At 64.2% G+C, this 24,655-nt stretch carries 16 protein-coding genes and 3 pseudogenes; 12 read left to right on the top strand and 7 right to left on the bottom strand.

Features of this window, described 5'->3' with window-relative positions:
* Positions 1-773: 773 nt before the first annotated feature.
* On the bottom strand, positions 774-938 hold the full coding sequence (locus ABZW96_RS35475) for a hypothetical protein (RefSeq protein WP_355080998.1): 165 nt from the start codon (positions 936-938) through the stop codon (positions 774-776).
* 92 nt (positions 939-1,030) lie between these two features.
* A pseudogene (locus ABZW96_RS35480) lies at positions 1,031-1,774 on the bottom strand (IS5 family transposase).
* A gap of 372 nt (positions 1,775-2,146) precedes the next feature.
* Between ABZW96_RS35480 and ABZW96_RS35485 the strand changes: the two are divergent.
* The 5 genes and pseudogenes from ABZW96_RS35485 to ABZW96_RS35505 all read left to right on the top strand — a co-directional run bounded on the left by ABZW96_RS35485 (position 2,147) and on the right by ABZW96_RS35505 (position 5,968).
* Entirely contained in the window at positions 2,147-3,067 is a 921-nt protein-coding gene (locus ABZW96_RS35485) for a pentapeptide repeat-containing protein (protein ID WP_355081000.1), read from the top strand.
* 585 nt (positions 3,068-3,652) lie between these two features.
* Positions 3,653-3,889 (top strand): hypothetical protein, encoded by a 237-nt coding sequence (locus tag ABZW96_RS35490; protein WP_355081001.1) that lies wholly within the window; start codon positions 3,653-3,655, stop codon positions 3,887-3,889.
* Positions 3,890-4,195: 306 nt separating this feature from the next.
* Entirely contained in the window at positions 4,196-5,476 is a 1,281-nt protein-coding gene (locus tag ABZW96_RS35495) for an IS256 family transposase (protein WP_355081003.1), read from the top strand.
* A 31-nt stretch (positions 5,477-5,507) separates the two neighbouring features.
* Positions 5,508-5,666, top strand: a pseudogene (locus ABZW96_RS35500) (polymorphic toxin type 37 domain-containing protein); the annotation flags it as partial.
* Positions 5,663-5,968 carry a hypothetical protein gene (locus tag ABZW96_RS35505; protein WP_355081005.1) on the top strand — a complete coding sequence of 102 codons (306 nt, stop codon included), beginning with the start codon at positions 5,663-5,665 and terminating at the stop codon, positions 5,966-5,968. The pseudogene ABZW96_RS35500 and the gene ABZW96_RS35505, both read left to right, overlap by 4 nt.
* Before the next feature lie 478 nt (positions 5,969-6,446).
* Here the strand turns inward: ABZW96_RS35505 and ABZW96_RS35510 are convergent.
* Positions 6,447-6,560, bottom strand: a pseudogene (locus ABZW96_RS35510) (N-acetyl-gamma-glutamyl-phosphate reductase); the annotation flags it as partial.
* Positions 6,561-6,840: 280 nt separating this feature from the next.
* Between ABZW96_RS35510 and ABZW96_RS35515 the strand changes: the two are divergent.
* Entirely contained in the window at positions 6,841-11,205 is a 4,365-nt protein-coding gene (locus ABZW96_RS35515) for a TIR domain-containing protein (RefSeq protein WP_355081007.1), read from the top strand.
* 877 nt (positions 11,206-12,082) lie between these two features.
* On the opposite strand, the gene ABZW96_RS35520 is transcribed toward ABZW96_RS35515, so the two are convergent.
* Positions 12,083-12,337 (bottom strand): hypothetical protein, encoded by a 255-nt coding sequence (locus tag ABZW96_RS35520; RefSeq protein ID WP_355081009.1) that lies wholly within the window; start codon positions 12,335-12,337, stop codon positions 12,083-12,085.
* A gap of 61 nt (positions 12,338-12,398) precedes the next feature.
* On the opposite strand from ABZW96_RS35520, the gene ABZW96_RS35525 reads away from it, so the two are divergent.
* The 6 genes from ABZW96_RS35525 to ABZW96_RS35550 all read left to right on the top strand — a co-directional run bounded on the left by ABZW96_RS35525 (position 12,399) and on the right by ABZW96_RS35550 (position 23,115).
* A complete protein-coding gene (locus ABZW96_RS35525) occupies positions 12,399-15,983 on the top strand; it encodes a hypothetical protein (protein WP_355081011.1) in 3,585 nt (1,194 codons plus the stop codon).
* 1 nt (position 15,984) lies between these two features.
* Positions 15,985-19,668: a hypothetical protein gene (locus ABZW96_RS35530; RefSeq protein WP_355081013.1), complete on the top strand. Its 3,684-nt coding sequence runs from the start codon at positions 15,985-15,987 to the stop codon at positions 19,666-19,668.
* Positions 19,658-20,506: a hypothetical protein gene (locus ABZW96_RS35535; RefSeq protein WP_355081015.1), complete on the top strand. Its 849-nt coding sequence runs from the start codon at positions 19,658-19,660 to the stop codon at positions 20,504-20,506. Before ABZW96_RS35530 ends, ABZW96_RS35535 begins: the two co-directional genes overlap by 11 nt.
* A 129-nt stretch (positions 20,507-20,635) precedes the next feature.
* Complete coding sequence (locus ABZW96_RS35540) at positions 20,636-21,523, top strand: hypothetical protein (protein WP_355081017.1); 888 nt, start codon at positions 20,636-20,638, stop codon at positions 21,521-21,523.
* Between the two features lie 211 nt (positions 21,524-21,734).
* Positions 21,735-22,466: a hypothetical protein gene (locus tag ABZW96_RS35545; protein ID WP_355081019.1), complete on the top strand. Its 732-nt coding sequence runs from the start codon at positions 21,735-21,737 to the stop codon at positions 22,464-22,466.
* A gap of 379 nt (positions 22,467-22,845) precedes the next feature.
* Positions 22,846-23,115 carry a hypothetical protein gene (locus ABZW96_RS35550; RefSeq protein ID WP_355081020.1) on the top strand — a complete coding sequence of 90 codons (270 nt, stop codon included), beginning with the start codon at positions 22,846-22,848 and terminating at the stop codon, positions 23,113-23,115.
* Between the two features lie 19 nt (positions 23,116-23,134).
* Here ABZW96_RS35550 and ABZW96_RS35555 read toward each other — a convergent pair whose 3' ends face one another.
* The 3 genes from ABZW96_RS35555 to ABZW96_RS35565 form a co-directional block, all read right to left on the bottom strand.
* Positions 23,135-23,365 carry a hypothetical protein gene (locus ABZW96_RS35555; RefSeq protein ID WP_355081022.1) on the bottom strand — a complete coding sequence of 77 codons (231 nt, stop codon included), beginning with the start codon at positions 23,363-23,365 and terminating at the stop codon, positions 23,135-23,137.
* Between the two features lie 475 nt (positions 23,366-23,840).
* On the bottom strand, positions 23,841-24,116 hold the full coding sequence (locus ABZW96_RS35560) for a DUF6065 family protein (protein ID WP_355081026.1): 276 nt from the start codon (positions 24,114-24,116) through the stop codon (positions 23,841-23,843).
* Positions 24,089-24,520 (bottom strand): DUF6065 family protein, encoded by a 432-nt coding sequence (locus tag ABZW96_RS35565; protein ID WP_355081024.1) that lies wholly within the window; start codon positions 24,518-24,520, stop codon positions 24,089-24,091. The genes ABZW96_RS35560 and ABZW96_RS35565 overlap by 28 nt, the downstream gene beginning before the upstream one ends.
* Positions 24,521-24,655: the final 135 nt, after the last annotated feature.

Below are 24,655 nucleotides of genomic sequence, written 5' to 3' on the forward strand. Positions count from 1 at the left end.
ATGGTCCTGTGGGCCATGACCCTGGTCATGCGGCGCCGACTCGCCCGCCTCACAACCCACCCGATCCCGAAATGATCAGTTCATACACAGGCACTCAGACGACGTCGGGTGGGCGGGAGGTGGGCAGGAGTTGGTCTCGGTAGGGGCTGATGGCCGCGGCCTGCGTCGCGACTTCGACGCTGTCACTGCGGGTTTGACGCTGCCCTGGAGCAGCGGACCGGTCGAGGGACACGTCAACGGATCAAGATGATCAAACGCCAGATGTTCGGCCGAGCAAAACCGGATCTACTCCGAAAGCGAATCCTGTGGAGCGACTGAGCAAACCCGACCGCCAGCATCACGAAAATTGTGCCTGATCCAGTACTCAGCCGGACGCGACAAACGCGACAGCCGTTTGTTGATCGGTGAACTCAAGGATGCCCAGGCGGGGATGTCGCCATCGAATGAGATAGTCCTGCAGAAGAGTCCGATCTGCCCGTCGAACAGGGCTGTGAGGGGGGACGACCCGGTCAAGAGCACGCACTGCCACGACTCGCGTGCTGATACTCCCCGGTGAAGTCCGCCTACGCAGAAGGGCAAGAAGTATGGCGGCGCCACGCTCGCACTCTGTGGCCCGGACCAGGGCATACCCTCGACATCGACTGCGCCGCCAGACAATGCGAAATCACCGCCACTGACGGCTACGAGTGACATGCGGTCGCCGACTCTATTCGGACGCGAAATCACCCGGTGGCGAGTGTGGGGTGGGGTGTATCCCCACCCCACACTCACGGTTACTCGTCTGCCTGTTCGGTGGCCTTGCGGTACCAGATCTCCGCCTCCGCGGCACGGTCCTGCCATTCGAGAAGGGCTGCCAGATTGGACATTGCACCGAGGTGTCCACCATCGGCGGCTCTGCGCCACCAGATCTCCTCCTCCTCCGCTTCAGCCTCCTCCACGACGTGCAGGACCCCCCAGGTTGAACATTGCCTCGAGGTGCCCGGCGGCGGCCCTGCGGTACCAGGCCTCCGCCTCTGCTACTTGCCCCTGCTCAGCGAATAGGTTCCCGAGGTTGGTCATGGCGTTGAGGTGCCCGGCATCGGCGGCTCTGCGGTTGATCGCTGCGTTCGGGGATCGTGGCGGTGATCCCTCGCTGCCGAAGGTGCGCGCGGATCGCGCGAGTCGAGTAGCCCTTGTCGGCCAGCACCCGCCGCGGCCTCGTCCATGGCCGGCCCCGACCCGGACGTGGCATCCGGATACGGGCCAGGACTTGGGTGAATATGGTGCAGTCGTTGACATTGCCCGCGGTCAGCACCATGCTCAGCACGCGTCCGCGCCCGTCGCAAGCCAGATGGATCTTGGTGGTCGTCCCGCCACGGGAACGACCGATAGCATGATCAACTGGCTCGGTGTGTTCGCTGCCGGATCCGTTGTCCCCCTGTGTGAACCACACGTGCACGCCCGCCAGCGGAATGCTGGTGGGCACGCACGATCGTCGAATCCAGCGACACCTCTCGATCGAGTTCGGCGACAGCCTCGGCGACCACACGTACCTTCGCTACGAGCATGCCCAGGGTGCCGTTGCGCGACCACCGCCGAAACCGGTTGTAGACCGTTTCCACGGCCCGTAACGTTCGGGCAGGTCCCGCCACGCGACCCTGGTCTTGGCCTTGTACAACATGCCGTTGATCACCCGGCGGTCATCCACACGCGGACGACCTTTTGCTCCGGACACCGGCAGCAGCGGCTCGATCACCCGCCACTGTTCTTCGGTCAACTCGTGCCGACGCACCACAACCGAGAATCACACCACATCAACCACGCCAACTTTGAGGACGGACCCTAGGCGCCGGCTCTCTCAAATATGTTCCTCGCCCCGTGTCGGCTCGGACTTCTCGGACGATGCGATCTCGCCGCACCCTCTGGGCGTCCCCGAAGCACCTGATGTCCACGACGAGCGAGGTACCGTGCATTCCGGCCTCTACGGCGTCTCCGAACCATTTGTGCTGGTCCCCGGTGGTAAACCGTCTCCTGGGGTTGGCCCCTACGGCATCATTAGGCGATGATTACCCGTGCAGCACACGTTCGACAGGGACGTCAGCGCCGACGACTAGTCGCAGGGACGCGCACACAAACCAATCGTGGACCTGCAAAACCTTCCGACGCTGTGAACTCTGGCACCGTAGCTGAGGGTTCGCCGGATGTACTCCCGCTCGCCCGGCCGGAGCCTCCGTGGTGGGTCCGCGACGGGCTCATCGCGATGTTGGTGGGACTGCTTGTCGCTGGTGGGTCTTTATGGGGACAAAAGCTTGTCGACGACAGCCGATCCTCCCGCGACCGTGAGATAGCAAACCGGCAAGTCAAGAACGCAGAACGGCTGGAGAACCTCCGTTTCGTCCGCGAACGGTCCTCGCCCGAAGTGCAGGCACGCCCCTTCGCGGCACTCGATCTCAAGGGCCAGAACCTGGCAGGCCTCCGGCTCGTCGACGCAGACTTCTCTGGCGCGGTCCTGGCCGAGGCGAACCTTGACTCCGCGGACCTGACCGGTGCCCGTCTAGACCGCGTGGACCTATCCGGCGCTCTCTTGTTCGATGTAAAACTGACCCGCGTTTCCCTGTTCCAGTCGAACCTCACCGGAGCGCACCTCTCTCATCTTGATCTTTCGGACTGGGGACAGGGCAGCACAGTATCTTTGAGGGACACCGAAATGGACGTCGTGAACCTGAACCGCGCGAATCTGAGGGGAGCGGAACTAAGCGGCGCGACTCTCATGCGTTCGGGCCTGAACTACGCCGATCTGTCCGGTGCCAATCTGACGCGCGCGACCTTGGACCGGGTGGGCCTCAAGGGTACGAACCTGTCTGGTGCATCGCTGCGCGATGTGCACTTCACCCACGTCGTCCGCGCGGATGGCGCGAACATATCACTCTCGCCTCTGCACAACGTGAACTTGGCCGGCGCTGACCTGACCGGCGCAAACCTAACCAGTGAGGACTTGGTCAACGTCTGCCACAACGACACAACCAAATGGCCGAGCGACTTCACACCCCCACCAAGTAGGACAGAGAACTGCCCACCAGCTCAATAAGACACCGGCGGCCTCAGTCTGCTCGGCAACTAACCTCGCTGAAACCGTTCGACCGTCGAGGACACCTGCTGTCGAATGCAAACACCAACCGATGGCAACTTCGTCGCGGCGGCGGTGCGGATCGAGTGAGGTACGCCTGCAACCAGCCTGCTCATGCCGAGCCAGCACCGGCCACTTGTCCGTCAGCGCCACGGCCCCGCCCAACCTGCCTCCAAAGTCCGTGGTCACCCCGGGGGGACAAGATCACCTCGGGCCAGATTCCCCGCAACTTTTACGCCGTCGACGCGGAACGGCACTTTGCGCCACCAACGGCCTCGCAACAGCTCGTTGAGATGTACGGGCTCTTCGACGTATCTATTGGAACCGGTGCCAACCACGCCTCGATGCACATGACCGCGAGCCGAGAAGACCAGAACGTGCCGAAGCTGCACGCCGAGCCGACGCTGCCAGTCGACCACCTGCCGGACCCTCTCGCCGGCAGGCGCCGCATTCTGGAACCTGCCAGGCATGCCGAACAGCCGCCGCGGTTTGGGTTCCCGCGGATGGTGAAGTCGTCGCCGAACCGGCTGGGGAGCACCGCCTGGTGTGTCACGCGGCGACGCCGCGCTCTGCGAGTTCGGCGTCAAAGCCGCTTACCATGACGAACACGCCACCGTGCTCGATATACCTCGCATCATGTTCGCCAACGGAACCCTCGCTTGCCTGCATACCCACGGCGCCGACCCGATCGGCGAGCTCGAGCAGTACGAGGACAGCCATCGGCTCTGTTATGCATGCAGCCCCGAAGGCATCATCGTCGCATTCGCCGAACAGCTCAGCTGAGGACTCCGGCCAGCCGCCCATCGCCTCGCCGGCGTCAGTGGTCGTCCACTGGATGTGGTTCGAACACCGACGCAGAATCCACCCCCGGGACCAACGAAGACAAGCAGGCCACGCCCGCCGGAGCGGTCCATTCCTAGCCTTTCCGCAGGTCGATCTCTGTGGTTAGCGCATGTGTCCCCCTCCGGACACAGACACTACGCACACGGGTGGTTGTGGAGCAGTTTCTGCCACGACCACGGGGACTGTGGATTTATGGGTGTTTCCGGCCTGATTCGCTGACTGGATGGTCAGCGGGAAGGTGCCGTGATGACGACACTTGATGCCGGGGCGAAGAAGAAGGCCGAGGCCTCGGCCGAACAGCTGGCAGCAGCGGAGTTGGTGCGGATGGCCAAACAGCAGGGCTTGTCTCTGACCGGGCCCGACGGGTTGCTGCAGCAGTTCACCAAGACCGTCCTCGAGACCGCGCTGAACGAGGAGATGACCGAGCACCTGGGATACGAACCCAACCAGGCGCCCGAGGGCCGGGAATCGGTGAATGTGCGTAATGGGACCAGGTCGAAGACGGTGCTGACCGAGACGACCGGGCCGGTGCCGATCGAGGTGCCCCGCGACCGGGATGGCAGCTTTCAACCGCAGATCGTGCGCAAGCGGCAGCGCCGGTTGACCGGGGTCGATGAGATCGTGCTGTCGTTGTATGCGAAAGGCCTAACAACCGGGGAGATTTCGGCGCATTTCGCCGAGATCTACGGCGCGTCGGTGTCCAAGGAGACGGTCTCGCGGATCACCGACAAAGTCGTCGCGGAGATGCAGGAATGGTCGAGCCGGCCGCTGGACGAGGTGTATGTCGCGATCTTCATCGACGCGCTGGTGGTGAAGGTGCGCGACGGTCAGGTCGCCAACCGGCCGATCTATGCCGCGATCGGGGTCACCGTGACCGGGGAGAAAGACATCCTCGGCCTGTGGGCCGGCAGCGGTGGTGAGGGCGCGAAGTTCTGGCTCAGCGTGCTCACCGAGATCCGTAACCGCGGGGTCAAAGACGTCTTCTTCCTCGTCTGCGACGGGCTCAAAGGCCTGCCGGAGGTGGTGGGAAATGTGTGGCCGCTGGCCACGGTGCAGACCTGCATCATCCACTTGATCCGCCACACCTTTCGGCTGGCCGGACGCCAGCACTGGGACGCGCGGAAACGGGATGTGAAACCGATCTATACCGCGGTCAACGCCGATGCGGCCCGGGCAGCGCTCGATGAGCTGACCGAACGCTGGGGCTCGAAATACGGGGCCATCATCCGCCTGTGGAACAACGCATGGGAGGAGTTCATCCCGTTCCTCGCCTACGACATCGAGATCAGGCGGGTGATCTGCTCGACGAACGCGATCGAGTCGCTCAACGCCCGCTACCGGCGTGCGATCAAGGCGCGAGGGCATTTCCCCACCGAGCAAGCCGCGCTGAAATGCCTGTATCTGGTGACTCGTTCGCTCGACCCGACCGGCGCCGGTCGGGCACGATGGACGATGCGCTGGAAGCCCGCGGTCGACGCGTTCGCGATCACCTTCGCCGACCGCTGGCCCGACGCCCGAACCTACTGAGAGAAACCGCCGGAAACACCTTTAGCGAGATAGTCCCGCGGCGGGTGAGGGGTCCGGCTGGCTCGACGCGTATGGGCGTGTGTGGGTGCCAACCGGTCAAGGCTCGACAGCGCACGGCGGCCCGCACTGGGACGTGGAAGAGAATAAAGGTGGTTATACGAACGTGTACCCAGGCGGGAAGTCTCGATGAACAGCACCGGCACCGTGGTCATCGAGGCCACCGGCGTCACCTACTACTCCCCGCAAGACGAGGCGGCGTTTTTCGGGTGGCTCGACAAGATCTCCTGCATCGAGTCCTACCAAGGACGGGTGCGCACCTTGTACCTCACCGTAGATCTCGATGCGGTCGATGAAGACGGGTTGCGCGAGCTCGTAGCGCTCTACCGCAGGTACAACATCGATCTGAAGGAATTACGGGTCCTCGACGCGGACCGGGTCGGCCCCTGGTTCAGCGATTCCGATCGCTGGTGGCACGCGGAAGTCTTCGAATAGCAGCAAATCCGGTTTTCAGTTCCGACCACCTTCTGTGCCGGGCGGTTGTCGGCGGCCCACCATTCCGACGGAAAGACACCGCCGTCTGGCCCTCACGCCAGGGGCAGGATCTGTCGTCGACGAAGCACGTGTGCGCTGTGGTCCACTCCCCCTCCGGACACGTTTTGTCACGCATCCTCTGCAAATTTGCGGAGGATGCGTTCTTTTAGGGCCCCTGAGATGGTCCGGACACCGCAGATCCGCAAAATTTGCGTAGTTAGTCGGTCAAAAGCGGAGGCGCTGACACGGGTGGGCGGTTCGATCGGTCGGGAATGGGGTTCTGTCGGTGCTCAGAACACCCTCTCAACCGGAAGCCTTCGTCGCTGGGTTCACGAATCAGCGGCAGAGTTTCTTCCATGCAGCTGTCCGCGAAGGGATACGCGGCTAGCAAGGGGGGCGGCTGGTGGATGGCTCAGCGATGAAGCTCCCGGGCGTTCGGTTCGGTGAGCCGGAAGTCGCCGCAGTCGGTGGGCACCGTGGATTCGGGCAAGTCGGCGGTGATGGCCGCGGGCTGGCCGTGCGGCAGGCCGAGTAAGGTCACGTCGTGGCCGGCCGGTCAGCGCGGTGCCCGTGTTCGAGCCCGCGGGCAGCGTCCGGAGGTGGGAGAGTAGCGGCTACCAGGGCTCTGCGTGGTACCGCGCACCTCGCTGGCATGTCCCGTTGAGGGCGCGAACATCCCTCGGGCCGCTGTCGGTAGTACAGATCCCAGGTATTTTCGGGCCTTCTCTTCGTGAGGGTCTCCGGAAGCCGAGTTGCCCTTTCGGCCACTGACGCCACAATGGAGACGCTGAGTTTTCGGCCGACTCGTGGTGGTGGGGATGTACCGGGTATTCATGAGCTACTCCAGTCGAGACCGGGAACAGGCGATCGCGGTGCGTGAGTGGCTGATCGAACACGACCCAGGGCTCGACGGCGAGATCTTCCTCGACGTCGATCCACACAGCGGGATCCCACCTGGAGTCCGGTGGAAGGAGCAGCTGGCGCGTGCGGTCGATCGTTGTGAGGCGGTCATCTGCCTCATCTCTCCCGCTTGGGAGGCCTCGCACGAGTGCGCCACGGAATTCCGACTCGCCGAGGCCTTGGATAAGCGCATCTTCTGCGCACGGTTGAACCCGCGCGCCGGCGGCACGATCGCGCGTGAGTGGCAGTTCTGCAACCTGTACACCGATGATGGTGGGCTCGACGAGGTTGGGCTCGATCTCTTGGCTCGAGGATTGCGCGACGCGGGGATCAGCGCGGAGCACTTTCCGTGGCCGCCGACCGATGAGCCTCGCCGCGCGCCGTACCGGGGCTGGGAGCCGATGCAGGAGGCGGATGCCGCGGTCTTCTTCGGCCGGGACACCGCTATCCTGCGTGCGATGGATGTTCTGCGCGGCATCCGGCACTCCGGCACCGAAAATCTGTTCGTGGTGCTCGGTCCTTCCGGAACGGGCAAGTCCTCGTTCATGCGCGCCGGGCTCCTGCCCAGGTTGCGACGAGACACCGCGAGTTTCCTGGTGTGTGGTGTCGTGCGACCCGAACGCGCCGCTCTGACCGGCGACCACGGTCTGGCCGTGTCGATCCATCAAGTGCGCAGTGGGCTCGGGATGCGCTCGCCGACGCTCGGCGAGATCAAAGCATCCTGCGTGCAGCCCGTGCCGAGCACCGTCGCAGGGTGGCTGCGAGAGGCTCAAACACGTGCCGCGGCAGCTGATTCCCTTGATGCCCCGATGCTCGTTGTGCCCATCGATCAGTCCGAAGAACTCTTCGCACCCGATGCCGGAACCGAGGCGAGCGGCTTGTTGGTACTGCTGGCGGAGCTGATCGGCACCGCGGGCCTGTCGATGGTCGTGATGGTGACCATTCGCTCCGATCGCTACGAGCCGATGCAGACCGCACCGCAGCTCATCGGACTCCGAGCTCGTGAGTTCAGCGACCTCAAGCCGATGCCCGCGACACAGTTCAAGGAAGTCATCACAGGTCCGGCGGCGCGCGCCACGGCGGCGGGACAGCCGGTTCGACTTTCACCCGATTTCGTCGAGGCGCTGTTGGCCGATGCAAGCGATGGCGCCGACACGCTCCCACTGCTCGCCTTGACCCTGTCGCGGCTCTACCGCGACTACGGCGACACCGGCGAACTCTCCCTGGCCGATTACCACGCGATGGGAGGCATGCACCGGGTCGTTCAAAGCGAGATCGACACATTGCTGTCGGGCGACGAGGCGGCCCGCCGGATCGAACTGTCCACGTTGCGAAGCGCGTTCATTCCCTGGCTCGCAACCATCGACCCGCACACCGACCAGCCGCTGCGGCGGATGGCCCGCTGGGCGGAGTTACCCGCCGATGCCCGTCCGTTGCTCGACGCGTTCGTCGCTCGACGACTACTGGTCAAGGACGAACTCGGCGGCGAAACGGTTGTCGAGGTGGCGACAGAGAGCCTTTTCCGCCAATGGGGTTCACTGGCCGGTTGGTTGCGCGAGCAAGCCGAGGATCTCAAGGAGGCCGACAGCGTCGAGCGGGCGGCGACGGCCTGGGAACAGCACGACCGCGACGAGGGCTGGCTGTTCGAGGGATTACGGCTGGCCTCGGCGCAACACCTCGCCGACACCCCCGAGTTCGGGCACCGCCTGCGCCCTGCCGCCGCTTTTCTGCGTGCCTCGCATCGCCGCGAACAGGCCCAGGCCCGCGCCGAGGACGAACGCAGACAGGCTGAGTTGCAGACGGCGCGAGCACACGCCGAGGTCCTGCGCAAACGCGCTCGTACTCTGCGCGCCGTGCTCGCTGTGACCGTCATCGTGGCGATGGTCGCCGCCTTCGCCCTGGTCCGCAGCGTTATCGGTCAACACGAGGTCGCCGCCCGATTTCGTGAGGCGACCTCGGCCAGGCTCGGGGCCGAGGTTCAGTCGCTGCTCGCAGCGGGCAGCAATCGCGAGGACCTGCGGGCGATCATGCAGACGCTGGCGGCCCAACGATTGGCGATGACCGCCGATCCAGGTGTGCAACTGACAACGCTCGACAGTCTGTCGACCACTTACCGGATCTTCGACACCGGACATACCATCATCCGCAGCGCCCTCAGTCCCGACGGGCACCGCGTCGCGGTCCTGCAGCAAGAACCTGCGCCCGGGCGCCAGAAGATCTTCATCCAGCTGTGGGACCTCGACTCGTCGCGTCGGCTGTATTCGATCGACACCGGGCAGGACGAACTGGCCGATATCGTCTTCAGCCCAGACGGCCGCCGCCTCGTCACCGCGGGCGCCAACGACGCGGGCGGACTTGTCGAATCCTGGGATGCTGACACCGGGCGATTGGCAGGGGATCCGCTGAGCGTATTTCGGTCCGCGTATCGCATCGCCGTGAGCGCTGACGGTCGTCGCGTTGCGGTGGCCGGATTCGTCGGTGTAGATGCACTGGATTCAGTGGAAGGCGTGTTCCAGCTCTGGGACCTGTCGTCGCGGCGTCCGGTCAGCGAGATGACCTCGATCGGCCATGAAATCGTTCGCAATGTCACGATCAGTCCGGACGGACAGGAGATCATTACGGGTTCCATGACGGCCAAAATCGAAGAACACAACGGTCGACTGCGGATGTGGAACGCCACCACCGGTCTGCTCATCGGCGATCCGGTCCCCACCCAGCAGCCCGTGGAAAGCGTCGCGTTCAGCCCCGACGGCACACGCTTTGTCACCGGCACCGGAGGGTTGGGCAAATCTCCGCTGTACGCGCCGTATCTGCCCGAGGGCATCCCGGCCATGCAGCAATGGGACGCCCATACCCGGGCCGCTATCGGCAAACCGATGTCGGGACACACCGGTGGAGTGGAAAGCGTCGCCTACAGTCCACACGGCACAGTGATCGTGTCCGCTGGCACAGATCGGACTGTGCGAGTGTGGGATTCGTCGAATCAAGACCCCATCGGCGAACCGATGGTCGGCCACGGAGGCGCGGTCGTGAGTGCGTCCTTCGTCCCCGGCACCGCTCGAATCCTTTCCGCCGGCATCGACGGAACATTGCGCCTGTGGAACTTCGCGTCCAGTGCCTCACCCGGGCACAGCCTGTTGGACCCACCCGGCCGATACGCCCCTGACGGTCGACAAGTTCGCCCACAATCCTTCGCCTACGGCAGTGACAGCCGACATGCCGTGCTGGGCGCCTATGAAGGGAGCGTTTTTCTCCTGGATCCCACGACCGGCGCCTACCAGGAGATGATCGCCCCCGGGGCGCAGCAGGATCCCCGCGGAGACCCCATCGGGAGCGTCGCGCTGAGCCCCGACGGCCACCGGGTCGCGTCCGGGAACGACCGTGGTCGGGTCCTGCTGTGGGATACCGCCACCCGCCAATCGATCGGCAACAGCGATGTCAAGCATGATGACAGCATCCTGCGGGTGCTATTCAGCCCCGATGGCCGCCGTGCGGTGTCCATGTCCGCGACGGCCCTACGCGTGTGGGACTCCGGAACCGGGCAACCACTGCGGCAACAACTCGGCGGCTGTCCCGGCAAGATGGTGACCTTCGACATCAGCCCCGACAGCCGCGTGGTCGCGGGCGCATGCGACGACCACTCGATCCTGCTGTGGGACATCGATACCGGCTCCATGATCGGAGCACCACTGCGCGGTCACCAGTACTCAGCGAGCACTGTGCTGTTCAGCCCGGACAGCCGCCGAGTTATCTCAGCCAGCTCGGATTCACTGCGCACCTGGGATATACACACGCGGCTGCCGATTGCCGTGCAGGACAGCGGAATTCAAAACGGCTTCACCTCCGCGGCAGTCAGTCCGGACGGACGGTATATCGTCACCGGCGGTGTAGCTGGTCTACTACGGCGAGACGCCGAGACCGGCGCGCCGATCGGCGAGCTGATGAAGGTTCCGGAGATCGGCTCCTACCAAGTTGCCTTCACGCGCGACAGCCGCTACATCGTCTCCAGCAGTTATCAGACGATCCGGCTGTGGGACACCGAGTCCGGACGAGCAATCGGCGGATCGCTTCACGGCCCGCTGCTCCAGATCTACTCCGTCGAGGTCAGCGCCGACAACCGGGTGATCGTCACCAGCGGAGTCGACGGTTACTGGATCTGGCCAGCTCCCTCGACCTGGCCCGACGAACTCTGCAATAAGCTCTCCACGAACATGAGTCACCGGGATTGGAACCGATGGGTATCGCCGGACATCGACTACATCACCCTCTGCCCTGACCTCCCCGTTCCAGCCGATTGACACTCCCGGTTGCGGCCAGACGTCGACCGAGGAGGGTCTATCTCGGACCGGTGTCACCCATCGAGTCACCGATTCGCTCCGACCCGGCTGCTCGCCTGTGGAATGTCCTGGAGCCGCAGTGGTTCTTCGGAAAGCGTCATGACACTCCAGGCCTAGAGCTCGTCACCATGTCGTAGGGCACGAAATGCGGGGACAAGCATTCACGCAAAGGCCGAGCAAACTCGCGTCGTCTGGGTATGCTGCGGGCGGGTAGCGTCGTACGCCCGGGCAGGTCGCCCTACCCGCACAGGCGGTGGACCGCTCGCCAGTCAAGCCCGGCGGGCGCTCGGTGCAACACCGTGGCGAGCAGTCCGAGGCGGGCCGCGCGGTCGGCGGGATCATCAGCCATGACGAGCACAGCACCCCGTCGAAGAAGCGTTCCAGGGGCTCGGCGAGCGTGTATGCGTGGCTCGCCCATGTCTGCAGGTCACTGTGGGCGGCCGGTGTGGCGGTGAGCATGGTGAGGAGCGTTTGCTCGGCGTGGCCGGTAAGGCGGGTCGGGTCGTAGGTGGCGGGTGCGTTGTCGGGCAGGATGCGCATGATGCGTTGGAGGCTTCCGACCAGCCGGACGCGCCTACGTCGGTGTCGCTCAGCCGTTCCGACCAGAGGCTGGGACGGTACACCCGAAGACCGCATCGAGGCGGTAAAGGTCAGTGGGCCCGGCTGCGCCGAAACCCGCAACCTCGCCGTCGCCGCAGTCAAGGCATACCAGAACTGACCCGCCACCCCGCGCGAAGGCACGTCCACCTGGTGCCGACAGTGGTGGCGACACTGTTACTCGATTTGCCACTCTTTTGCCATTCCGGACTTGAGTAGACGGGTACTCAGGTGGCGGCGCTCACCCACAATTGAGTTCGACGTACATCTCTCGACATGCCGACGCGGTAGGATTCTTTCGTCGCTCGAGGCATGGCTTCTTGAGCTGAACGTGGGCCGAATCGGCCTGAACGTCGACGGCCAGGAAGAAGTCGATGGCGATGGCTTTCCGCCTGCCGCCAGCGCGGCGCAGCAGCGGGGAGGGCGCGATGGCCTGGATCGCCGCGTGGGGCGTGATCGCGAATTCGAGTAGTCGAATACTCAATGCTGCGGGCATACACCGATCCACACTGTTGCTGTAAGATAGCCGCAGGGGCGATTATGAGAGCGGTGGGCTCATGATCAAGCATACGATCAACGGACTGGCTGCTTGCTGTCGCAAGCCGGGGACGGTCGACTTGTTTGTGGGTGATGAGCAGGGCGTAGTTTGGCATCGCCCCGGCCGTGCTGATAACGCAACCTCTCAACTCATCTGGAGTAGCTGGGTACGGCTCGGTCGGCCGCCGATACCGGGCGCGGCGGCACCCTCGGCCGACTGGCTCAGCGTCACTTCCTCGGGCACGGATCGCATCGAGTTGTTCACCCGTTCCGGAGCGAACGTTTACCACCAGCGATTCGCTGGCGGTGCCTGGACCTCGGGTTGGGCATCTCGCACTCTCCCCGACAACAGCGTGACATCCGGGTTTGCTACGGCAGCGACGAACCCCGACGACCTCCATATCGTCTATACCGTCGGCGCTGGGGTCGTGCATTGGCGAATCAAAGACAATGCGCGTATACAGATGCAAGGCGGACCTTCGCGACGGCTGCGCACGATGCCCATTTCGGGCGGATTCGAACTGTACGCTACGAATCCAGCCAATCCACCCGGAAGCCGGTATCGCCGTTGGCGATACACCGGCTCCTGGGGAGCCCCTTCCGATCTGGATGGTCTTCCCCTGGGTGATCGTCCATTCTCGGACACGTTCGCGGCGTCGGCGAATCAACTGATTCTGGCCCCGGGCCGAGAGCAGCGCCTGTGGATCCGAACAGTTGCGACCGCACTGTGGCGGGACATGGGCGGCATCATCACCTCCGACGGTGATCGGCAGGACATACTCGCCGCCGCGGCCACCAGTAGTACACGCACAGACATTTTCGCCCTCTGGGCGCCTGCCGGTCTGATGCATCGCCGCTACGATTCCGCGCTCGGGGACCTGCATGACCCACGCGCCTGGTCGCCGTGGCAGCTGGTGGATGCCTGGGCAGGCCCCCTCGCCGGGTACACGCTGCTGCGGCCCGACGACCTGCTGCATGTCCACATACGAGACAGCGGTTTCCGACGCGGCGTGAACGGGCACGGCGCGCCGGAACTCATCGCGGGAAAAGACGCCCGTCTGGATGTCAATTTCCCTCCGCAGCACATGGCCGAAGAAGCCAGCGAGAGCAGTCAAGCACGCTCCGCCGGCCCGTCGCGGCTGCGGTTCGAAATTGCTCCAGGCACGGTCGTACCCCTGTCTGTGCAAGGTGTGCTCGACGCGATGACCGCTCGTGAACTCCGGCCACCAGAGGGTCAACCGGATTCTGGTTCGGTGCTGGAACTGCCGTGGCGGTTGCTGATGGCGCTGCCCTCGGGAGGTCGGTGCGCCCCGGCACCGCTGCCGGTGAAAAGCACAGGCGGCGTTACTGGCTTGTGGCACTGCCAGATCCTCAACCGAGCCGGAGGCCCGGTGGTATCCCTGCGCCCGTTCCGCGCCCTACACCGCCAGAACACATTCCAGAAAACGCCGTTGGATGCGGACAACGAGACGGTCGACTTGATAGTCGAGAGAGCAGCCCAACTGCCGGTCACCGCGAACCGGCTGATCCTCAGTAGTCTGGGTGCCTGGTTCTCACTGACCGCCGAGTTCGGCGGCACTCCGGAACTCAAATGGAGCCACCGCGCTGCGATGGGTCGCGACTACTACGTGCGCGTCGTCAAAAGCGGGCGACTGTTCCCATTCGGGCACCGTGTGGTGCATATCGAGACGTTCGAGCGGGTCTTCAGACCCGACATGCTCGGCGAACAGACCAGTCACCCCGCCGCGCTGCAGGAGAAGCATACGTTGGTCATCACCGAGCCGGTGCGCGACTTCGGCGGCGGTGCGGGCGGTAACCACGAGCGGGCGTTCCCATTCCAGCAGGTAAGCTTCGCCGGCCAGCTGACATGGGAAGTCGACGGCCCGCCTGAGGGCAAACAGATGTTCTGGCCGCAACAACACGGCGACCCGATCGACTTCGCACTGATCCTGCAGTCAGGGCGGGAGACCGTCGAGGCCACGTTGCCCCTGCTGTTTGTGACCGACGGGACTCCGGCAGGATCCCAGAAATTGGACGACGAGTACAAGCAAGGACCCCCGAACGTGCCGGGACGACCGGCGGCGCGCATCGACCGCGCTATCCCGCTGCTGGTGACTCCCGGCGCCAACGGCTATGAGCCGGTGAGCGACTCCATTCAGCATGTGCTCACCGCCGAGTTCGGCATCGGCCAGGCACCCAACGGCACCCACCCGAAACTTTCCCAGCTGAAGGTGGCACTTCCTGCTCTGCAGAAGCTGATCGGCGCCAAGGCGCCGGGAGAAATCCGCGCAACGTTGAGCGCACAGGTATTGAGCAATCCCAATGCGACCGTCTTGCTCGACCTTGTGGACACCCCGAAGATCGACTTCGCCGAGGCTGGCGCTGCCACCGGTGCGGTAGCCACGCCCAGCATGCCCGCCGTGAACGGTGTCGCCCGCGACCGCGGACCGATCGTCAAGCCTCCGTCCGGTAAGCCTTATCCGAGCCCTGCCGCGTTGTTCAGCGACGACGCGACCCTGTTCGGTGTCATCAAATTGAACAATCTGATCCAGGCGGTCACCGATCAACCAGCCATCAGCTGGCGCAATGGGGCGCCCCGGCTGCAGTGGACACAACAGCTGTCCGGCGCGGCGGCCAAACCGGTCGACCCGTTCGTACCGGGCCCCACCTCGACGCTGAGCCTTGACGCGGGCCCGGATGAGACCAAGGGCCGTGTGACGGACTTCTCGCTGAACATTCCCGATCGCGCACGACAGGTCGTGGTCATCGAGCTGTACGAAGTAGCCTTCACAAGCCGGTCGGCTGGGCCGACTGCACAACCCACCGTCACGGTCGACGTGCGTAGAGTCAGCCTCGACGGCGCCTTGCGCTTCGTTCGGACGCTGCAATCTTTCATGTTGAAATCCGGTGCTGAACCACAAGTTTCGGTTCTGCCGACAGCGGTCGCCGTGCGCTATGTGGCGGCCGTGCCTGCCGTCTCGGTCGGAGTTTTCAGCTTGACGAACCTGGCGATCGAGGCCGGTGTCACGCTGTCTTTCGTCAACAAGCCACTCACCATCGATTTCAAATTCGCTACCCGGCAGCGGCCGTTCCTGGTCACGGTGTCGGGCCTTGGTGGCGGCGGTTACCTCGAGCTGGCAGTGGCTGCCGGTGGTCAACCAGATGGATTGACCAAGTTGGTAGGAGGCATCGAGTTCGGCGCCAGTGTCGCGGTGGACTTCGCCATAGTGGCAGCCGAAGTCCATGTCTTCGGTGGGATCGTGTTCGTCTACGACCGTCGCGTCAGTATCACCGGATACCTGCGCATCGGTGGCAGCATCGACCTGCTCGGGCTGGCCAGGGTGGCCGTGGAACTCACTCTCAGCCTCACCTACACCCCGAACAGGCTGGAAGGATCCGCCAAACTCGTTGTCGTCATCGACCTGACATTGTGGTCGGCAAGCTTTGAACTCACCTGCCGCAAGAGCTTCGCCGGCCCCGACATGCTGGCGCCGGAGCGAGCCGCCATCGCTGCGCCACCGGCGTCGTCCGTGGCGGCCACGCTGGGTCCAGTGGGAACTTCCTATCCCTGGCGGACATACTGCCGGGCGTTCGCGGGAGAATGACATGGAGCCTGCCGCCGTACTGAGTCGACAGTTCGTCTGGACCGCAATCCCGGCGGGCCACATCATCCCACACCTGGGCCGACAGGTGGGTGTGGTGTCAGTGCTGCTCACCCCGCGCCTGTTCGGGCCGAGTGGCGCACCGCTGACATTGAAAAGCTTCGGGCTGGACACATGGCCGAAGTGGCTGGACAGCACCGGCTTCACGTTCACCTGCGGCAGCGCTGCGGTGGATCCCGTTGAGGTGCACCGCATTCCGCCCGGCTTCAGCCTCCAGCAACAGCTATCGGCGTGGGCCGCGGTGTTCGGCGCGAATATGACCGTGAGGCCGTATCGGGCCGTGTCCTATGCCGGCAGGCCCATCCATGTCTTCCCGGCGGCGGCGGCGGTGACGGAAGTTCGGAACGCCTATAGCGCTACGGGCAGAGCCTATGCCCGGTATTCGGCGCCCGGCAGCGACGAGCAACTGCACCGTGCCTTGGCCGATGCGACGGCGGAATGGCAGGGCAGCCTGGCCACCGACGATACCGAGGACCACAGGAGAGTGTTGTCCTCGGCGCTCGATCAAGCTTTCGCCTTCTACCGGCGTGATCGCGACGTGACGCCGTTGGAGCCGCGCCTGGCCGCGGCCGAGGAGCAGCGCGAATTCCACACTACTGTGGCGCAATTAGCTGACCATCCAGTTCTGCTGCGGGCGCTGGGTCTGCTACTGGACTTCGGTATCGACGCGAGCGTGCTCAACGGGCAGAAGCTTCTCAGCGTCCGCCCGATGTGGTCGACCGCCGAACCGTCGGGGTGGACGAATACCGGCCTTGCGGACGATCCCACTCGGCCGGACCTCTCACCGTCTACCGCATACGTCGTGACCGGTACGCGCTTCGTCCCCGACTCCACCGGCAGCCCGATCGCCGACGGAGTGTTGGCGATCGGAAGCGCCGGACTCGGTGAGGAGGCCGGATCCCGCTTCGAATCATTGGCGTTCGACATCGACGGTGCCGCGCTGCGCATGGTGGGTGGGGGTCGCGCCGATCGCCGCGACGCCCGAGCTGTGGCAGGAAATCTGCCGGCCCTGCGGTCGGCAGGTGTGGCGCTGGTCGACCGGGGCCGTGCGAGCGCCATGCGCGAACGGATGAGTCGCAGCGCGGCAACCTCGTCGGATCTGCTTGCGCAGCCCCTGCTGGCCGGAGACCTGGTGGGCGGCTACCGCATCGACATCCAGGACGTCGGCACGTGGTTGTCCACATGTCAGCGTCGTGTGAGCTACACCGTCGGCGGGCAACCCCTGGGCTCAGAGGTATTGGAGGAAGGCTATATTCGCCCTGACGCGCTGACCACCGGTGGCGGTCCGCACGACGGGTTGTACGTCCATGAACTGGTCGCGCGATGGGACGGATACAGCCTGGCCGTGCAGCGGCCCGGCCGCACGGTGCCTACCGGCGACTCGATGCCGCCCACGCCGGCTGATCCGCCCTTCCGAGCCAGCGACAAAGTCGAGCCGGGCAGCCTGCCACGACTGCGGTTCGGCCGCACGTACCGCATGCGCGTGCGCATCGCCGACCTCGCCGGCGGCGGTCTCGGACCGAGCGAACTGCTGCCTGCGGACAACGCACAGTCACTGGAATTCACACACCAGCGATTCGAACCCATCCCACCGCCGGAAGTCCTCCCGGGCGCCAATCTGGCCGCCGGCGAGGCGCTGGACAGGATGGTCGTCGACGACACTCGCGCCACCGCACGCCGTCACCTGGTCTGTCCGTCCGCCTCGCTGGAATTGGCGCTGCAGCATTCCGTCTTCGATGCGGCGCTGGGCCCGCACGTCACCGACCAGCAAATCGACGAATTCTTCGCGATCGCCACGCGCGCGGATAAGACGGCGACAGATATCCCAGGCGCACGCCTAGAGGGAAGCGGAGAAGCTCGCTACGTCGTGGTCCCCAGCGACACGATGAACGCTCCATGGCTGCCCGATCCGGGCGCCCAGCGCGTGGTCATCGCGGTGAAACGTCGTCCGCCGGATCCCGACGGCGATCCGCTGCCTGCCATTCACGGCATCCCCACCCGGCCCGCCTGGGCGCCGTGGCCCGACCGGGCCGCCATCCGGTTGGATCTCGTGGCCGTCGAGTCCGGTTGCAAGGCAACAACGTCAGCGGACCACAGGGTTGTCAGAGTGGAGCTGGGCCGCGCAGAGCAGCTCACATTGAACATCCTCTCGACGATGAAGCCGGCGGACGTCGGCAAGTTCGGCGTGGCGAGCTGGATCAGTGGCGGGCTTGCCGAGGACGACGTGGCGCGCGGCATCGCCGAAAGCGGGAACGCGTTGGTGACCCCGTCTCGCGAACTCACTTTGGTGCACGCGGTACAGAAGCCGCTCGCCGCACCGACCGGAAACTTGGACGCGCGCCGCACCACGGCGGGCACCGACGCCGTGCTGGTTACCTCGGGACTCAAGGTGCACATCCCGAGTACTGGTCGTCTGGAAATCAGCGCCGCCTGGACGGACCCCGACCAGACCCCTGGCCTAGGCCCCGGCGGCACGACTCGCACCGTCGCGCTGGGTAGCTTCACCGTCGAGCAAACGCTGCGCGGCAAGGCTTTACCGGTCATCAGGCACGAGTTCGCCGACACCCGCCGCCGCAAAATCACCTACACGGTGACCGCGGTGTCGCGTTTCGAAGACTGCTACCCCGGCGCATCGGCCGCGGCGTGCCGGGTGGTCGCCCCATTCAAGGTGGATGTGCCGAGCACCACGCGCCCTCCGGCGCCCGACGTCTCGCACTGCGTGCCTTCCTTCCACTGGTCGACCGACGTCACGGCCGACGGCAAGGTGCGTCGGCTGCGCCGCGGTGGGCGTATACGGGTGTATCTGCAACCACCGTGGTACGTGAGCGGCGCCGAAGAGATGCTGGCCATCCTGATCAGTCCGACATCCACGACGGGCGTCGAAGTCCCCCCTGACCGTAGCTTCGTCGGCCGTGACCCGGTGTGGCTGGGTAGCGCCATCCCGACGTTACTGATGGCGCAACACCTCGCCGCACCTGTGACCTTCACCGCCGACACTGCGCAGAGCCCCAGCCACCCCGGTGTCGCCTACCCGGTGGAGCCCGACAGCACGGCCCGGCGCTGGTACGCCGACGTGGACCTATCACCCTACCCGGGTCGAGCGTACTGCCCGTTCGTCCAGTTGGCTTTGGCCCGCTACCAGGCCCGCACCACGGACACGAGGAAACTGGCGCTTTCGGAGGTGACGCGCACCGAGCCGATTCAATTGCTGCCCGATCGGCAGCTGGAGATCACGCCGGATACAGCAAATCAGCAGTTGAATCTTCGGCTTACCGGGGTGGGCTCGGTGGCGCCGCGCGACCGCAGCGTCGTCACCGCCGAAGTGCAGGTCTACGACGACGATTCCGGCCAACCGCCGTCCGGGCAACCCGCCTCGGAGGTGATCGGCAGCCCAGGGTGGATCACCGTGGTCACCGCGAGCGACAAATTGAACAACACCTTCAGCATCCACGTCCCCGAAGCCGGCGGACGGCCCCGTCGAATCGTGCTCACCGAAGCCGAAAGCTACCCGCCCACACCAGATTCCGGATCGCCCGTAGACGGGCCGGCGCGGCTGATCTACGCCGACATCATCGCCATCGGCCCCAGCGGCCAACTCGACACAAGAAACATCAGCCATGTCGACTGAGTTCTACCCGACCGGGTGGACCACAATACACCAGTTGGCAAGCCAACATTCGGCTCGGTTCACCTTCACCGTCTCAGCCGAAGACGGATCCCACTTCGCCCGCGTCGCGATGCGCCCTGACCGGGGCGACGTCCTCACATTCCGCCTACAGGCCGGAGCGGGGGAACCGGTGGAACTAGGGGAAGGGCAGTGGGTCGACGTGTTCGAGAAAGGATACCCGAAACCAGCGGGGGAGGCTTCGATCACCGCCGAGGACAACGGACTGCACCTCATCGAGATCCAACCCAACAGCACCGGACTCGACTGGACCCTGACGATCGAAAACACCGACCAACTCTCAGTGTTGATCAACGCGGTCGCAGGCGATTCCGATCACGCGACGTTGGTGCCTTGGCTCCACTTCGCAGTCGAACGCGGATTCATCAACCCCAACTGGCCACCCGCTACGGTCGTCAATCGGGGTACCACCACCCTCTGGATCGATGAGCCCATCGGAGTACACCTCGGCGGCCCGGACTCTCCGTATGTGCTACGCGACCTGCCCTCCCAGTTGGAACCGGGCGCTGTGGGCAGCCTCGAGGTGGAATGCGTTATCGGCTTCCCAACAATCGCATACCCCCACGGACCACCGGTGATAACCCACCAGCTGCAGTGCAACGACCCCAATCCTGAGCACACACTGATCACGGTCGTGTTGGTAGACACAGGCCCGACGGACCACAACACATGCAGCGCTCCAGGGTGTACCTGCCGCGACTATGAACCAGGTGGTATCTGGGGGGACCCCACAAGATGCCGGAACTGTGGGCATGACCCACACACTCATTTCGGTGAATAGAAGGAGGCGCCGTACACCCCATGGAACCGCCGGCGAAACACACGGATTGCTCGGATCCGCTGTAGAGCTGCCGCATCGAATCGTAGCCGCGAAGACCCAACGATCCCCCGAGACCGAGGGAGACCAGCGATGGATATCTTGTTCATATTGTTCCCCGACGACTGGCAGGGCAGTCCCGAGGAGGTACCTGCTGGAGACACTATTTCGGTCGTCTTCCCCGCAAGATCACCGATTGGAGTAATCCACATCCGGACCGCGGTGCGTGACGTCGATCCCGAGCTGATGACACTTTCCCTACAAGCCGGCGCGGGCGCACTATTCGAGTTGAGCGCCGGAGCCGCCGTCGACGTGCTCGACGAGAACGAAGACCCGGATCAGCCGGCAGGCACCGCCTCCCTGATCGATGAGGGGAACGGGGTCTACCACATCGAGATCACCTTCAACGTCCAGGACCAACAGTGGACGCTATTCGTAGAAAACTCCGCCCACACCAGCGCGAGCGTCAGTGTCGCGGCCGCCGGTACCGACGATCCCGACAGTGACACCCTACGGCCATGGATCGATCTGCCCAAAGGAAAGATAACCCTGAAATCGCACGGATTTCAGCCTGCGCCAGAGAGCGCGGAGATTCGGTTCCGCAACTGCGGAACCGCCACGCTCAAAATTACCCAGAGTCCAGGCCAGCCACTACCGGGCGACATATTCACACTCGAATCCGTCGAGCCCGACGTTGTCGAGCCCGGAGAGGAAGGGAAGCTCGTCTTCCGAGCGCTGGAAGGCAAAGTGGGATTGCTCGACCACAAAATCGAATGCAATGACAAAGACGACGGTCACAGACGAATCCAAATCGAGCGAGAGGAACCGAAAGCACCTCCGCAGCCGTGGGGACCGTGCAATACGTGCATTTCACGCCCCCCAGGGCAACCGAAGTGCAACACGTTCCTCGGCGATCCCATCAGCTTGAATAGCCTTTGCGAGAGGGAGTATTGCCGCCACAAATTGATCGCTCATTCTTGACCGTGGTTCGCCGGCTCCGCCTGCGGTAGTCGGCGCTGCACCGCGATCCCGAGGCCCCAAAGTCGCGATGAGAACAGACGTTGGTGAGCATGAAAGCACTGTCCGAAAGAACTAGATGCAAGACATTGCCGGACGCGTGGGCGGCCATGGCCCAGGTTCGACAGAGAATGCCGCCATCCGACCGGCGGCTTGACAACGTAGGAGATTTCTGATGGCTGTCGAACTATTTCCATACGGCTGGAACGCCCCTCGAAGCATACCGGCAAGAGACTCCGCCGAGTTCGCCTTCACCACAGTGGGACGAGACACATTCCATGTGCGGGTGGCGGCGCGGCCGGTGAGCTTGTCAGCGCTGACGATGTCGGTTCGAGCCGGGGGCGGTCGATCGGTCGAGTTGTCCGGCGCTCCCGTCGAGGTGTTCGACGGCACAGACACAAAGGATCCAGCCGGGACCGCGTTCGTTGAAGACGAGGGCCATGGCGTCCACCGTATTTTCATAGAACTCAACTGCTCCGGCCAACAATGGATTTTCACAGCCGATAACACCGCCGACGCCCCTGTCAGTATGAATGCTGTGGCTGCAGGCACCGATGATGAAGCGACGCGGCCGTGGATCGTACTGTCGCAACGGGAAGATCGAGCCGTCACGCTGGGTGTACCGCCGATCCCCTGCAGTGTCAGCATCCGCTTTCAGAACTGGGGTACAGGCACTCTTATGATCAACCAGGACAGCGATACCGGAACAGAGGGTAAGTACACGGTTGAAAGAGTCGACCCTGATCACGTAGAACCTGGCGGAGCCGGCACGCTGACCTGGGCGGTTCTGATCGAAGATAATACGGAAGATGGCACGAGCGTTGGGCAAGCGATCAAATGCAACGATCCCGACACAAGCCACGCGCTCGTTCGAATGCTGACGGATACGCCGTACAAGGCGGACTAGCAGCACCTCCGAGGGGCGGCGAAGGCTGGCTGCCAGGGATATGGGGCTGCCCATCGGCGTGCTCGGACTTTTCCACCTCCATCCCGTCGGCCACCCCGCGGCCATCCCGGCGCTGCCCTCGACACCATCCTCTCCTCCTACACCCATGCTCTTCGGGCAATTGCTCACGCCGGCACCGGCCCACGGGCCGCCACCGACTGCGCAGACCTCATCGTCGGCGAACTCAACAATGGGCTCCAACCACCCGCGCGCGAGCACACCCGCAAACATCGTGCAGGCAGCCGCTCCGATCCGGCGATGGATCAGGTGGGTCGTGCGGATGTTTGCGCGGGATGCTCGCTGCGACCCGCCGCTCCCGGTGGTAGCCGAACTCACCCCGGTGCTCACCGACCGCAGCGCAGCCGAACGAGTCGGGTTGCCCGCGACCGCATCCGCCGTGAAGGCGTACACGGCTGCTATCAAGCCGCTGGGCCAAGTTCAGCGGCGGGTGATCTCGACGATGTCGGCTGCGGAGGACGCCGCGCTGACCGCGCAGATCGGCACCTACACCGCCGCGTCGCCCGTTGAGCATCAGGCCTTTCGGCTGGAACCCAAACGGTGCCGGCTACTCCTCTCGGTCGGTATTGCTTCGTCGCCAGGGCGAGTGTAAGTAGTCACTCCGACCAGCATCAGTAGTAATACAATCCCCAGAATCCGTTTTGCCCGGCAACGGCGAGGAATTCTCCCGGTTTCGAGGGAGGGTCAGCATTCGCAAGATCGACCAGATAGCTGATGTCGGAATAGAAACTGCTCTTATGCCAACTCTTGGCGGCACTAAGGGACGCTGTGCGCTTTTTCTCTGCAATTGCGTCTTTCACCGACGCATCCTTGACTTCTTCAGTGACGTAGTCGTAGCTCATCTGATTGCACCTTTCCGTAATGGTCCGCCGCAGAACTCGGACCGTTAGCGTCAGATTCCCAAACGCCGCCCACCGCGTCGTATCTGGCGGGCTTCCACGCATCCTGCCTCGGATCCTCACATATTCGGACCTGCACGAGTCAGCACGGGCGTGCGGCAGGACAGCGTATTTGGACCACAACCCCCATCAGGTTCGCAGCTCCTAGCAAGCTTGCCCAAAGCCAGGTCTCAATTATTCCCGCTTCGCCGTCGGATGTCACTAATGGTTCGCACATCTAACCGTCACACCCCTTCTCGTGGAGGGGTACAGTTCAACGGATGGCCGCGGGTCGCCGATTACGAAGCTGGGCGACGAGGTTGAAGCATCTACTTGACATAATTCTCTTGTCGGCACAAGAGGTGCATCACCCACGCATTGCGGCAGGTCAACTCGACAATCAGCGCCAAGTTGGCGCCAGGGAAGGGCCTGCGGTTGATCACTGCGCGATCCAACCACAACTTGAACTACCAGCAGCGACCCATGCTGCGGTATCGGAAAACGAATCTACTCGCCGCAGAACTCGAGGATCGCTGCTGCGGTTCGCTGCAGTGCAGCGCATCCTGCCATCGTGGACATGTCGACGACGTCCACCCATCGCTCGGGGCCGCTGCTGTTGAGTGCGACGACAAATCGGCTCGCCGAGAGCGAAGCACACCGGCGTCATCGGCCGGGTGAACTTCCAGTTCATGGTGAAACTCGCGCTCGCCTCAATCGGTTTCGATCAGTCCTTCGAGCGCGGACAGGCCCGTCCTTGGGCCAATTGGCCGGCCCGGTCGTAGCCCGGCGGGGTACGGAACACGATCGGGATGTGCCGGTCAGAATTCCAGACCCGAAATGGCTGGTCGGTACCAGCTCCTCGGCGTCGGGCGGGTCCGCGATTACGCTGACACCGCTCGGGCCCTCCTCCCCCGTCCACACCGCACTCACAGCACACGTATTGCGCAGCACCCACCCGCTCTGATTCGCCATGAGCATCGGCAGACACCGGTTCGCCCAACCACTCCTGGTGGCCGACATCCAGTCCCGCGCAGTCGGCGCCGGGCTTACCTCAGGAGCGCTCGCGCGCTCCCGGAAACCGGTCAGTGCCGGGCCGTCGGCAACGAACTCGCCGGTCATGAATCGCCCCCGCTTTGTTGGCAACGTCAGCTACGCCAGATCGAAGCGGCGTTGCGATAGTTCCCGAGCACCATCAGTCCAGGACGCTCCGCCCGCGACCGACAGCAGACCGACCAGAACCGGAAAAACAAACCT

The sequence above is a fragment of the Nocardia sp. NPDC004168 genome (genome assembly GCF_040610355.1).
GTDB classification, from domain to species: Bacteria; Actinomycetota; Actinomycetes; order Mycobacteriales; family Mycobacteriaceae; genus Nocardia; species Nocardia sichangensis.

What these genes read in the sequence shown, in the direction of transcription:
- ABZW96_RS35520 (WP_355081009.1), bottom strand. Translation starts at nt 12,337, where the DNA reads ATGCCCGCAGCATTGAGTATTCGACTACTCGAATTCGCGATCACGCCC.
- ABZW96_RS35530 (WP_355081013.1), top strand. Translation starts at nt 15,985, where the DNA reads ATGGAGCCTGCCGCCGTACTGAGTCGACAGTTCGTCTGGACCGCAATC.
- ABZW96_RS35505 (WP_355081005.1), top strand. Translation starts at nt 5,663, where the DNA reads ATGAACAGCACCGGCACCGTGGTCATCGAGGCCACCGGCGTCACCTAC.
- ABZW96_RS35555 (WP_355081022.1), bottom strand. Translation starts at nt 23,365, where the DNA reads ATGAGCTACGACTACGTCACTGAAGAAGTCAAGGATGCGTCGGTGAAA.
- ABZW96_RS35525 (WP_355081011.1), top strand. Translation starts at nt 12,399, where the DNA reads ATGATCAAGCATACGATCAACGGACTGGCTGCTTGCTGTCGCAAGCCG.
- ABZW96_RS35495 (WP_355081003.1), top strand. Translation starts at nt 4,196, where the DNA reads ATGACGACACTTGATGCCGGGGCGAAGAAGAAGGCCGAGGCCTCGGCC.
- ABZW96_RS35515 (WP_355081007.1), top strand. Translation starts at nt 6,841, where the DNA reads ATGAGCTACTCCAGTCGAGACCGGGAACAGGCGATCGCGGTGCGTGAG.
- ABZW96_RS35545 (WP_355081019.1), top strand. Translation starts at nt 21,735, where the DNA reads ATGGCTGTCGAACTATTTCCATACGGCTGGAACGCCCCTCGAAGCATA.
- ABZW96_RS35535 (WP_355081015.1), top strand. Translation starts at nt 19,658, where the DNA reads ATGTCGACTGAGTTCTACCCGACCGGGTGGACCACAATACACCAGTTG.
- ABZW96_RS35565 (WP_355081024.1), bottom strand. Translation starts at nt 24,520, where the DNA reads ATGACCGGCGAGTTCGTTGCCGACGGCCCGGCACTGACCGGTTTCCGG.
- ABZW96_RS35540 (WP_355081017.1), top strand. Translation starts at nt 20,636, where the DNA reads ATGGATATCTTGTTCATATTGTTCCCCGACGACTGGCAGGGCAGTCCC.